General features: G+C 70.3%; 9 protein-coding genes and 3 pseudogenes. 5 read left to right on the forward strand and 7 right to left on the reverse strand.

Going from position 1 to position 12,080, the window contains the following annotated elements:
* Positions 1–151 precede the first annotated feature (151 nt).
* Both OG379_RS07860 and OG379_RS07865 read left to right on the forward strand, forming a co-directional pair.
* Positions 152–421: a hypothetical protein gene (locus tag OG379_RS07860; protein ID WP_405660685.1), complete on the forward strand. Its 270-nt coding sequence runs from the start codon at positions 152–154 to the stop codon at positions 419–421.
* A 320-nt stretch (positions 422–741) separates the two neighbouring features.
* Positions 742–858: pseudogene (locus OG379_RS07865) on the forward strand (3-hydroxyacyl-CoA dehydrogenase family protein); the annotation flags it as partial.
* 414 nt (positions 859–1,272) lie between these two features.
* Here the strand turns inward: OG379_RS07865 and OG379_RS07870 are convergent.
* Positions 1,273–1,632: a hypothetical protein gene (locus tag OG379_RS07870; protein ID WP_405660687.1), complete on the reverse strand. Its 360-nt coding sequence runs from the start codon at positions 1,630–1,632 to the stop codon at positions 1,273–1,275.
* Between the two features lie 363 nt (positions 1,633–1,995).
* Between OG379_RS07870 and OG379_RS07875 the strand changes: the two genes are divergently transcribed.
* The 3 genes and pseudogenes from OG379_RS07875 to OG379_RS07885 form a co-directional block, all read left to right on the forward strand.
* Positions 1,996–2,445 (forward strand): DUF1931 family protein, encoded by a 450-nt coding sequence (locus OG379_RS07875; protein ID WP_405660690.1) that lies wholly within the window; start codon positions 1,996–1,998, stop codon positions 2,443–2,445.
* Between the two features lie 331 nt (positions 2,446–2,776).
* A pseudogene (locus OG379_RS07880) lies at positions 2,777–3,025 on the forward strand (NADP-dependent phosphogluconate dehydrogenase); the annotation flags it as partial.
* A gap of 18 nt (positions 3,026–3,043) precedes the next feature.
* Positions 3,044–3,159: pseudogene (locus tag OG379_RS07885) on the forward strand (3-hydroxyacyl-CoA dehydrogenase family protein); the annotation flags it as partial.
* A gap of 104 nt (positions 3,160–3,263) precedes the next feature.
* Here the strand turns inward: OG379_RS07885 and OG379_RS07890 are convergent.
* From OG379_RS07890 to OG379_RS07915, 6 genes are all read right to left on the reverse strand, one after another.
* Positions 3,264–4,517, reverse strand: coding sequence for a hypothetical protein (locus tag OG379_RS07890; protein ID WP_405660693.1), 1,254 nt, complete (start codon positions 4,515–4,517; stop codon positions 3,264–3,266).
* Positions 4,518–4,740: 223 nt separating this feature from the next.
* A complete protein-coding gene (locus OG379_RS07895) occupies positions 4,741–5,271 on the reverse strand; it encodes an NUDIX domain-containing protein (RefSeq protein WP_405660696.1) in 531 nt (176 codons plus the stop codon).
* An 87-nt stretch (positions 5,272–5,358) separates the two neighbouring features.
* Positions 5,359–6,699 carry a transcriptional regulator gene (locus OG379_RS07900; RefSeq protein WP_405660699.1) on the reverse strand — a complete coding sequence of 447 codons (1,341 nt, stop codon included), beginning with the start codon at positions 6,697–6,699 and terminating at the stop codon, positions 5,359–5,361.
* Positions 6,700–7,057: 358 nt separating this feature from the next.
* A complete protein-coding gene (pheT, locus tag OG379_RS07905) occupies positions 7,058–9,568 on the reverse strand; it encodes a phenylalanine--tRNA ligase subunit beta (protein WP_405660702.1) in 2,511 nt (836 codons plus the stop codon).
* A complete protein-coding gene (gene pheS / locus OG379_RS07910) occupies positions 9,568–10,695 on the reverse strand; it encodes a phenylalanine--tRNA ligase subunit alpha (RefSeq protein WP_033304472.1) in 1,128 nt (375 codons plus the stop codon). The genes pheT and pheS overlap by 1 nt, the downstream gene beginning before the upstream one ends.
* A 113-nt stretch (positions 10,696–10,808) precedes the next feature.
* Positions 10,809–11,963, reverse strand: a complete 1,155-nt coding sequence (locus tag OG379_RS07915; RefSeq protein ID WP_405660705.1) for an ATP-binding protein — start codon at positions 11,961–11,963, stop codon at positions 10,809–10,811.
* Positions 11,964–12,080: the final 117 nt, after the last annotated feature.

Consider the following 12,080-nt stretch of genomic DNA (forward strand, 5'->3'; position numbering starts at 1 on the left):
CACGCCGAGGTGCCTGTCAGGCAGAACTGTGAGGAGAGAACGCATGGAGTGTTCCCCAAGGTGCGGGTGGTCGCCCGGTCACCGGCCGGGCCAGTTCTCTTTGGCCGGTGCCACGCGCCACATCTCTCATTAGAACGAGCGCTCAGGGACCTTGTCAACGCGGCCCGATCAGCCCCCTGGCCGGATTCAAGCGGACGCGTTCCATCTCCTGCACTTCTTCGCGATCCAGGTGGTCCTCCACGTCATCGGACTCGACTTCCGGCCGACGAACCTGAGTTCCGTCGGGTTCGTTCTGGGCTCCCTGGCAGTCTCGGTCGTCGCCGCGTGGGCGCTGTACGAACTAGTCGAGAAGCCGATGATGCGGAGGTTCGCCACCAAGCGCCGCGGCGAGGGCCAGCCGTCCGCCGTCGTACGTTCCTGAGACGCCGCGGGGGTTCGCCGCCGCGCGTTGAAAAGGTGATCGGGCCCGTTCGCGTCAGGAGGCGTCCCCGACGACCTGGCCTTGCTCTTTCGTGAGCGCCCGTCAGCTGCGGCTGGCGGGCGAACTGCGTTTCCGGGAGGGTATCGGGTATGCCGGTGGCCCGGCTGTCGTGCCGGGTGGGCGCCGGGTTCCACGGTTCCGGGGCTTCGGTATGTGGTCGTGAGGCGGTTGAAACTGCCGGTCAGCAGGCATGCGGCTGATCGTCCGCAAGGAACGGCCACACTCCGGCGCAAGGCAGAGCACCGGTAGCCCATGACGCGAACATGAACGCGGAGTACAAGGAGCCCCTGTACGCCGCTCACCCGCTGCTGCAGCGCATGGTGGACGCGGGCCGCCTCGGCCGCAAGACGGGCTCGGGCTTCTACCCGTACGACTGACCACCCGCCGACGGGTCCGGCGCTCACCCCGCCGGGCACTCCGGGGCGCGTTCTCCGAGGTCAGGACCGTGTGCGGCCCCGAAAGAGCCTCGCTTCTACTGCCGACCCGACGGAGTCGGCGGTGGCAGTACCAGACCCACTCCGCGGTGGCGAACTCGACCCGTCGGCCACCTGACCCAGTCCGCCCTGGGCAATGGGCTCGCCTTACAAATGGTGGCGCGGGCCGGCTGGCTGGTGGCGCGTCGCGCGAAGCGGACTGTGGGACACCCAATGCCCGGCTTCCGGTTCGGCGAGGCACAGTAGGACGGGGAGCGGTTGGCTATTCCCGAACTGCCGCCCGTGCCCGTGAGACCGCGGGGCGGGTGCATTGGCACAGGAGCGGTGCGGGGAAGGCAGGCGCAGCGTGAGTCTGGCTCAGGAAAGTTCTTCCAGCATTCCGTGCACATGAGCCACGGCAACCTCTATGTCGGTGTGCTTGTACTGCCCGGCGCGTGACTCCGCGGAGAGGACTCCGCCGCGGTGCACTTTCTCGAAGTCGCCATAGGGGAACTTGTACCGGCCTTTGTTCTCATCGTTCTGTTCGTCATCTTCGCCGAGGTACCACTTCCGGAATTCGGAAAAGCCGTGCTGCTCCAGGTAGCAGTTCTCCTCCTCGGCCGAGGGACGATGTTCGCTCCACTCGTCCCGGTCGTCGAGTACCACCTGCCGTTCCTTGACCAGCTTCTTCGCGTGATCAAAGGCTCGTGCGTTCAACTTCACCACCACGAGGTTCACACCTCCCACGCGTCGTCGTGCCACGGGTCAGCGGGGAATCCTCCCGGAATGACGCTCACCGGGGGGAGGGTATAACGCTCGGGTGTCTGACTGCGTGCCCCTGTATCCGCAGCGGATGATCCGCCGGTCCGGAGCGTCCATGGCTCATACATCGAGGTAGCGCTTCGCGTCCTCTTGTCCGCGCCCATTCTACGCCGCCGCGGGGATCGCTTGGACTGCCAGGTGAAATAAGCGCCACGGCTTCGGCCTGGCATGTGCAGGCGTGCCCCCGGAGGTATCTGGAATCCTGGAACCGTACATTGCGCACCGGTGCGCGGACAGTCGCCGGTGTGGGGCATTACCGTGGGCGAGGAGGAGAAAACCATGACCGTGATGGGCGTGTCCAGGTTCGAAAGGTTCTTCCGTGCCGCCGCAGGCCTCGACGTAGACAAGAACGATCTGAAGCGGTACAGCGACTTCGTCGACGGCAAGCTCTACGACCTCCTGCTCGTCGCCCAGGCCGCGGCCAAGGCGAACGACCGGGACATCGTCGAACTGTGGGATCTACCGATCACCAAGGGGCTTCAGGAGAGCATTCACCGGTTCCGGCGGCTGGACGAGGAGGTCGAGCTCAAGCCGATCCTCGAGCAGTTGGCCGCGCACCCCCTGCTCGACCGGGCACCCAGCGAGGAGACCGAGGCCCGGTACCCGGAGATCATCGGCGGGCTGAGCCTGGCACTCGCCGAAACCTTCAAGATCATGTATCCCGGCGTCAAGAACCCCCAGACCAATCACTGGGAGGGCGCGACCGCCATCTTCGACCTGCTCCTGTAGCCGGCCCTGCCCGTATTGCGCGGGTCCCCCCTTCAGGGGCCAGAACCACCCGCCCCCGCCCGCCTTGGCGAGCGGCGGAGCGCGGAGCAGGGACGTGTGAACGCCGTGCACCGGTCACGGTCGGGCTTATCGGTCCATGGTCTCGGCCACCGGCGCGGTGTAGCTGAGGCCGGATCGAGCATGGGGCCCCGCTACAGCCCCCACCTTCAAGTTCGGCGGGGTGAGAGGCGCCATGCGTTGCAATTCGGGGAATCAATGGCCCTTCGTGATGAACTTGATGGTGTGCCACCGGGGCGCCGTCACGTAGGTGACGGGGCCTCAGGTCCGACTGGACAAGAGCTTCGCCGAGGAGATCGCCGCCGCCCAGGACGACTGGCGCGCCGTGATCGCCACCGCCGTCACCCAGGGCGTCCCCACCCCCGCCTTCGCCGCCCCCCTCGCCTACTACGACTCCCTGCGCGCCGAACGCCTCCCCGCCGCCCTCACCCAGGGCCAACGCGACTGCTTCGGCGCACACACCTGCCACCGCACCGGCCAGAACGGCACGTTCCACACCCTCTGGGGCGGCGACAAGACCGAAAGCCGACCGACACCCTTGCACGCGGAGTACAAGGAGCCGAAGAAATGTACGCCGCTCCCCCGCTGCTCCAGCGCATGGTGGACGCGGGCCGGCTCGGCCACAAGACGGGCTCGGGGTTCTACCCGTACGACTGACCTCTCAGCTGTGGGCCCTGAGCCGGTGGTCCGGCTCAGGGCCCACAGTGCTTCCCTCCCTCGCGCACGGCGGGCCGATGCCGGGGCTTCTTCGCTCTCACGGGTCAGACGCCGAACGCAACCGACTCGTCCCGCGCCTCGCGCACGTCGGTTCCGAGGAAGGAAGCGTCCCGGAAGGCTTTGAGCCCCTTCGCCCTGGAAACCCCCAGCTTCTCCAGGACCTCCTCCTTCGCCAGGCCGCTGCCGCGCAGTTCGGCGCAGTGCCGTGCCAGCTCCAGACGCTCGGGATGGTCCTCGGGTGCGTCGTAGAAGACCGCGTCCTGCAACAGGTCCTTCACCGATTCGAGCGATCGGCCCATGGCTTGCGCGATCTGCGCCCTCGCCATGCCGGACCTCCTGTGCCGAAGAGCTTCCGCCGCCGCACGGCGTCGCTCCGTCTGCAGGTCCTCGTTGCGCGGAGGGGTGATTCCCGCCGCCTTACGGGCACGGTGGAGGAGGTTCTCGACGTGCTTGGGAGTCAGGGACAGCTCCTCGGCGATGTCCCGATTCCGCCGCCCCTCGCCGTGCAGTCGGAGCGCGTGCTCCTCCTGTGCTCGGCGCCGCAGACGCTCCTGCTCGCGTTCCTGTTCCTTCCGCCGCGCGATCTCGTTCTTGAACTCACGCGTCAGGGCCGACTTCACGGACCTGGCGAAGCGGACTCGCTCCTCGTCCGCCCGCATCTGCTCGCGGACGAAGTATCCGTGCCAGAACGGCATCCGCTCGCTGAGATCGCCGTCGCGCTTGCCGCCCCACGCGAACATGGGGTACCGCTCGCGGTTCCTCAGCAGAGCCTTCAGGGAGGACTCGTCCGGGGTGTAGCCGCCGTCCTGCCTCATGAGGAGACGCTGCTCCTCCGTCAGCTCCTCCAGGGCGGCTTCCGAGGCCGTCCTCAGGCCGGCCGCCTCGGTCATGGCCAGGAGGTCCTGCCAGCCCCACTTGGGTACGGTGAGGCCGAACCGGACCCCACCGTCGCCCTCCCAGCGGTTCACCTCCGCTCCGACGTACACCGCGAAGCCTGCGGCGTTCCATGCCCGCACGACGTCGTGCCACATCTTCGCGGCGGTCGCGGGCAGGTAGGCGACCCTCCGCCCGTCCACGTCATAGGCCACCGCTCGCGCGTCCCACGGGTTGGAGGGCTCAGGCACGAGCTCGGCCTCGACCTTCCGACCGGCATGGAATCTGCTCAGCGATTCCTGGTGGTAGTACGCCCCGGAGGCGTAGTACTCCCCTTCTGTACGGCCGTAGTCGCCGAGCAGGATACGGCCGGCGGGCCTGACGTACTCCCCGGCCCGACGTATGTGGACTCCCACAGCGTCCACCCCCCTCACCTCTGTCGCACGCTGTCCAGCCAGGTCGGACGGATGACACCAAACCACCTCCGACCTGCAACTATGCAATGATCGCACGCCCCGAATCGCTCCCACCCGAGGCCTGGCCGGGGTGGCCGAGGGGTCGCTCGGGGGGTGGTCGAGGACCCGTCGGACCGCACCGTCGTACGCGCAGGGCCGACCGGGGACATCCCGGCCGGCCCTCCGTGTGCGTTCAGCCCAGCCGCATGTGATGGAGCATCAGCAGACCGGCCGCCATGTTGGCCGCCGGTATCTCACCGCGCGCGATCATGTCGGGCACGAGTTTGAGCGGGACCCATTCGCGGCGCGAGGACTCGAAGTCGTCCGCCGGATGACCGGTGTACGTCGCCTCCCGGGACCAGAAGAGGTGGTGCCGGGCGTCGACGAGGCCGTTGGCCGGCTCCACGGTCAACAGCGGTTGCAGCTCGCCGGGGCGCCATCCGGTCTCCTCCTCCATCTCCCGCGCCGCCGCGGCAGCGATGTCCTCGCCGTCCTCGACCACACCCGCGGCCAGCTCCCAGCCCCAGCTGTCGGTGATGAAGCGGTGCCGCCACAGGAGCAGGACCTCGTTGGCCTCGTTGACGACGGTCGCCGCGGCGACGGCCCGGAGGCGGATGAGGTAGTGGTCCAGATGGCGGCCGTCGGGGAGTACGACATCCGCCAGATTGACCCGGAACCAGCGGTTCTCGTACACAGTCTGTTCGCTTAAGTTCGTCCACTGCACAGTTCTGCCACCTTCCGACTGGTCGATGGCAATATCGGAGCAGGGTCCGCCCCGCAGGGGAACGTGTGGAGGCTCCCGGGACGAGGCTCACAGGGGCACGCGCAGCTCCCCGTCGATGAGGCCGGCCGCCGCCACGGCGTCGGCGCTGCCGCTCGCGGCCAGCTGTTCCCGTACGGAGCGGAGCCGGTCCCGGAGCCGCTGGGATTCCATGCCCCGGGCGCGTTCCGCCATTTCCGAGGCGGTACGGGCCGCCTTGTCCGCCTCGCCCTGGAGCAGTTCGAGATGCGTCAGCATGGCGAGCCGGTGCACGGTCCCCCGGTCGTGCGCCGGGGAGCGTACGGCGGCGGCAGCGTGCTCCCGGGCGCCGGGGAGGTCCCCCAGGCACAGCAGCGCCTCCGCCACCTGGACGTTGACGAGGCCCGGCTGGACATATCCCGTCTCGTCCGGCTCGCCCCCGCTGCGGATGCGGCCGGCCTCGCCCTCGGCGCGGCGGATGCACTCCAGGGCGCTGCGGTGGTCGCCGAGCTGGGCGTAGGCCTTGGCCTGCATCGCGTGCAGATCGGTGGCGAGCGCCGGGGTGATGTGCGGGCCCGCCGCGCGCAGTGCGGCCTCGGCGAAGGCCACCGACCGGCGGAATTCGGCCAGGTACAGCGACTGGTTGACGAGCAGTGCGATCACATAGCCGCCGAGCCCCCGGTCCCCGCTGGCCTTGGCCAGGCGCAGTGCCTGGTGGAAGTAGCGCTGGGCGAGTCCATGGGCGTCGGAGTCGTAGGCGCAGATGCCGGCGACGGCCACCAGTCCGGCGGTCGCGCGGTGGAGCTGACGGCCCATGGCGTCGCTGTACCCGCCGCGCAGCAGCGGCGCGGTCTCGGCGTTGAGGAAGCCGACGATGCGGGACCTGGTCGCGATGCCGCCCGCCTTTCGGTACATCTGTTCGTAGTGCGCCCTGGCCGCGCGGAGCATCGCTATGTCCGCCATGCTCACGCGGGACGGCCCGGGGCGTGAGACATCGGTGTCCTCGGGCGGGTTCTCCCACTCCCAGACCGGCATCACGGCTGTCGTGCCCGTGACGGCGGGGGCGGCGGTGAGGTGGGGACGCTGCTGTTCGTCGGAGCGCCACAGGGCCGTCGCGTGCTCGACGAACCCGGACAGGCCGGCGCTCGGGGCCGCCGCGTGGACGCCGGAGATCCCCATACCGATGTCGTCGAGCGTGACGGGCCGGCCCAGCCGGCCGGCCAGCACTTCGCAGATCAGGTCCGGGACCTGCCCGCGCGGGCGCTGGCCCTTGAGCCAGCGGGCGACCGCCGTGTGCTCGTAGCGCAGGCACAGCCCGCGGGCGCGGCCGGCCTGGTTGACATGACCGGCGAGCCCGGCGCGGGACACACCCGCCTCGTCGATCAGGGATTCGAGCAGGACATTGGGCTCCATCGCCCCCCCATGTGCGCGTCGCAATGAGCCTAGCGGAGCACGATTCACACGGGGTGTGAACGGAATGCCCGAACCATCCTGCTGTGCGCTCTGCCGCGCCGGGGCGCCTCTCGGTTGAATGAGCTCCTCGCAAGAGGCGGCCGGGTCGTCGGCTCCCCCTCGTAACAGTTCGACGACCCGCCCCCGCGCCGTTCGTTCTGCCGGCCTGCCCGACACTCCGTGGCAGGGCGGACGGCGCCGGATCGCACAGCCCACTGCCCCGATGACAGGAGGCCCGTGTGCGGTCCCCGGGCCGTCCTGCGAGAACAGAAGGGGCGTATCCGGTGGCCGGATACGCCCCTTCTCAACTCTGGTACGCCTACGCGCCGCGCAGCACCGCGCCGGTGCGCTCGGTGGCCAGGGCGACCGCGTTGTCGCGGGCCGCGGAGGCCTCCTCCACGGTCAGCGTGCGGTCCGGGGCACGGAACCGCAGCGCGTACGCCAGGGACTTGTTGCCCTCACCGATCTGCTCGCCGGTGAAGACGTCGAACAGCCGAAGCGATTCGAGCAGAGCGCCGGCGCCTTCGCGCAGGGCCTTCTCCACAGCGTCGGCGGGCACGTCCGAGGCGACGACGAGTGCGACGTCCTGGGTCGCCACCGGGAAGGTGGAGATGCGGGGCGCCTGGAGCGCACCGTCGACCGCCTGCTCCAGGACGTCGAGCTCGACCTCCATGGCGCAGGTCCGCTCGGGCAGGTGGAGCTCCTTGATGACGCGCGGGTGGAGTTCGCCCGCGTGTCCGAAGAGGGTCTCCTCGCCGTCGACCGTGACGTACAGCGCGGCGCAGCGGCCGGGGTGCCACGGTGCGTGCCGGTCGGCGCGGACCGTCACCTCGACGCCCGCCTCACGGGCGATGGTGCGCGCCGCCTCGACGGAGTCCGCCCAGTCGGCGGGGCGGCCCTTGCCCCACCAGCCGGCCAGCTCGCGGGCGCCCGCGAGGACGACGGCGGCGCGGCGCGGCTGACGCGGGAGCGCCGCGTCCAGTCCGGCGATCTCCTCGTCGGTGGGACGGCGGTCGACGGGCAGCCGTACGGCCTTGGTCTCCTCGCCGGTCGGCCTGAAGACCAGGCCGGTCTCGAAGAGCGCCAGGTCGTGGTTGCCGCGGCCGTCGTTGCGCCGCAGTGCGCCGAGCAGGCCCGGCAGCAGCGTCGTGCGCAGTGCGGGCTCCTCGTCGGAGAGCGGGTTGACGAGGGTGACCGTACGGCGGCGGGCGTCGTCCTTCTCCAGGCCGAGCTGGTCGAGGACGGCGTCGCCGATGAACGGGTAGCTCAGCGCCTCGACGTAACCGGCGCCCGCGAGGGCACGGCCGACGCGGCGGTGCAGCCGCTGGCGGTCGGTGAGCCCGCGTCCGGAGGGCGGCTTCGGAAGGGTCGACGGGAGGTTTTCGTACCCCTCCAGCCGGATGACCTCTTCGGCCAGGTCGTTCGGCTCGGCGAGGTCGGGGCGCCACGACGGCACCGTGACGATCAGCTCGTCCTGGCCGTAGACGTCGCAGCCGACCTGCTGGAGACGGCGTACGACGGTCTCGCGGCCGTACTCGACACCGGCCACCCGGTCGGGGTGGTTCGCCGGCATGGCGATGGTGCGGGGTGCGGACGGGGCGGTGATCTCCGTGACGCCGGCCTCGGCCGTGCCGCCCGCGAGGAGGACCAGCAGGTCGACCGTGCGCTGCGCGGCAGCGGCGGCGGCCTGCGGGTCGACGCCGCGCTCGAAGCGCTTGGACGCCTCGGAGCTCAGCTTGTGGCGGCGCGCGGTCCGGGCGATGGCGATCGCGTCGAAGTGCGCCGCCTCGATGACGACCTCGGTGGTCCCGGCCTCATCGGCCGAGTCCGCGATCTCCGTGTCGGCGCCGCCCATGACGCCCGCGAGGCCGATCGGCCCGCGGTCGTCGGTGATGACCAGGTCCTGGGAGTCCAGGACGCGCTTGACACCGTCGAGCGTGGTGAGCTTCTCGCCCTGCTGCGCGCGGCGCACCCCGATCGTCCCCGCGACACGGGTGCGGTCGTAGGCGTGCAGCGGCTGGCCGAGCTCCAGCATCACGTAGTTGGTGATGTCGACGGCCAGCGAGACGCTGCGCATCCCGGCCTTCTGCAGCCTGCGCTGCATCCAGATCGGGGAGCGCGCCTCGGGCCGCAGCCCGGTGACCGTACGCGCGGTGAACTTGCTGCAGCCGAACGGGTCGGACACCTTCACCGGGTAGCCGTGCGCGTTGGGCGGGGGCACGTCCAGGAGCGCCGGGTCGCGCAGCGGCAGCCCGTACGCGATGGCCGTCTCGCGGGCGACACCGCGCATGGAGAGGCAGTAGCCCCGGTCCGGCGTGACGGCGATGTCCAGGACCTCGTCGACGAGCTCGAGGAGCTCGATCGCGTCGGTGCCCGGCTCGAACTCCGGCGGCAGCACGATGATGCCGTGCGTGCCGTCGTCGCCCATGCCGAGCTCGTCCGTGGAGCAGATCATGCCGTGCGAGGTCTTGCCGTACGTCTTGCGCGCGGCGATCGCGAAGTCGCCGGGCAGCACGGCGCCCGGGAGGACCACGACGACCTTGTCGCCGACGGAGAAGTTACGGGCGCCGCAGACGATCTCCTGCGGCTCCCCGGTGCCGTTGGCGGTGCCGACGTCGACGGTGCAGAAGCGGATGGGCTTCTTGAAGCCCTCCAGCTCCTCGATGGTCAGGACCTGTCCGACGACCAGGGGGCCCGTGAGGCCGGCGCCGGTCTGCTCGACGGTCTCGACCTCGAGGCCGACGGAGACGAGCTTGGCCTGTACGTCACGGCCGGTCTCGGTCGCCGGCAGGTCGACGTATTCCCGCAGCCAGGAAAGCGGGACGCGCATCAGATCTCCATCCCGAACGGCCGGGTGAACCGGACGTCACCCTCGACCATGTCTCGCATGTCCTCTACGTTGTGGCGGAACATCAGCATCCGCTCGATGCCGAACCCGAAGGCGAATCCGCTGTACTTCTCGGGGTCGACGCCACAGGCGACGAGCACCTTGGGGTTGACCATGCCGCAGCCGCCGAGCTCGATCCAGCCCTCGCTGCCGCAGGTGCGGCAGGGGCGGTCCGGGTTGCCGACGGACTCGCCGCGGCAGACGTAGCAGACCATGTCCATCTCGGCGGACGGCTCGGTGAACGGGAAGAAGTTCGGCCGCAGCCGGGTCTTCATGTCCGGGCCGAAGAGCGCCTGGACCATGTGGTCGAGGGTGCCCTTGAGGTCGGCCATGGTGAGGCCCTCGTCGACGGCGAGCAGCTCGATCTGGTGGAAGACCGGGGTGTGCGTGGCGTCGAGCTCGTCGGTGCGGTAGACCCGGCCGGGGCAGACCACGTAGACGGGGGGCTTACGGCTGAGCAGCGAACGGGCCTGGACGGGCGAGGTGTGCGTCCGCAGCACGACACCGGACTCGTCGCCCTTGGCGCCGTCGGCGCCCTGGACGAAGAAGGTGTCCTGCATCTGCCGCGCCGGGTGGTCCGGCACGAAGTTCAGGGCGTCGAAGTTGAACCACTCCGCCTCGACCTCGGGGCCCTCGGCGATCTCGTAACCCATGGCGACGAAGACGTCGGCGACGCGCTCCATGATGGTCGTCAGGGGGTGGCGCGCACCGGCCGGGGTGCGGTCGTAGGGCAGGGTGACGTCCACCGCCTCCTCGACCAGCACCCGGGCGTCACGCTCGGCCTCCAGCTCGGCCTGGCGGGCGGCCAGCGCCTTGGAGACGGCGCCGCGGGCCTGGCCCACGCGCTTGCCCGCCTCGGCCTTGGCCTGCGGCGGCAGGGCGCCGATCTCGCGGTTGGCGAGCGACAGGGGCGAGGTACCACCGGTGTGCGCGGTCTTCGCCTGGGCGAGCGCGTCGAGGTCGCCCGCGGCGGCGAAGGCGGCGAACGCCTCGTCCCGCATGCGCTCGATCTCTTCCGGTTTCAGTGCCTCGACCTCGACTGGGTCGTACGACTTGTTCGGTGCCGACATCTCTTCCCGTGCTTCCGATTGGCTGGTGGCGACCTGGCTCGACGACTGAGGACGCAAAGGTGCCAAAAGTCGAGTCTACGGGCCGCCGGGAGGCGAAGAAGCCCGTGGGCAGCTCAGACCAGGTAGGCCGGCATGCTCACGGGCAGGATAAATCGGAATTCGGCGCCGCCGCCGGGTGCCCGGGCGACGGTGATCGTCCCGCCGTGCGCCTCGACGATGCCCTTGACGATGTACAGGCCCAGGCCGGTCCCGCCGCGCTTGCTCCCCCGCCAGAAGCGGGTGAAGACGCGGCCCATCGACTCCTCGGGGATGCCGGGGCCTTCGTCGCTCACGGTGACTGCCGTTCCACTCTCGTCGTCCTTGCCCGGCGCGGGCGCGGGGGCGATCTCAATAGTGACGGTTCCCTCGCCGTGCCGCACCGCGTTTTCCAGGAGGTTGCCCAGGACCTGGTCGACCTTGTCGGGGTCCGCCCAGAGAGCGGGCAGCGGCTGCCGGGTGTGGACGAGGAAGCGGTCGGGCGCCTGGCCGTTCGCCGTGTGCGCCTGGATGTGGCGTTCGACGGCCGCGGCGATGTCGACGGGCTGGCGGCGCAGCTCGAGCCGGCCGGAGTCGATACGGGAGATGTCGAGGAGCTCGGCGATGAGCCGGGTGACCCGGTTGGCATCGGCGTCGACGGTCTCCAGCATCAGCCGCTTCTGGTCGTCGGTGAACCGCTCCCACTTGGCCAGCAGCGTCGCGGTGAAGCCCTTCACCGAGGTCAGCGGGGAGCGCAGCTCATGGGCGACGGTGGCGATCAGCTCGGCGTGGCTGAGCTCGGTGCGCCGGCGCGCCTCCGTGCCGCGCAGCGACACGACGAGCCGGCGGACCGGGCCGGTCGGGGCTTCGCGTACGTACCGGGCGGAGACCAGGACCTCACGGCCGCCGGGGAGCAGCAGATTCCGCTCGGGCTGGCCGACCCGGGTGGAAAGGCCGCCGTACGGGTCGGTCAGGGCCCACCAGCGGCGGCCCTTGAGGTCTTCGAGGGGCAGTGCCTGGTCGAGGGAGCGGCCGAGCACCTCGGCCGCGGGTGTGGCGGTGATCCGGGCCGCGGCCGCGTTGAAGCAGATGACCTCGCCGTTCTCGTCGGCGACGACGAGACCGTCCGGCAGATCGTCCGGGTCGATGCCCGTCGCGGGGTCCCCGACGGCCTGGCTTTCGCCGGCCCCGCCGGAGAGGGCGCGCACGGCGGCCGTGTGTGTCGCTCGCGGCCTGCTCATGCCGACAGCCATCTTCCCGTACCCCACCTCTCGAACCGGTGCAGTGGGCCCCCGAGTTCGTCACCCTACTAGGCGCCGGCGGCCGGGCGACACCCTCCGGGACGGCACCGGCGGGGTGTGGCCCGTATC

Source organism: Streptomyces sp. NBC_01166, from assembly GCF_045039765.1.
GTDB lineage: Bacteria > Actinomycetota > Actinomycetes > Streptomycetales > Streptomycetaceae > Streptomyces.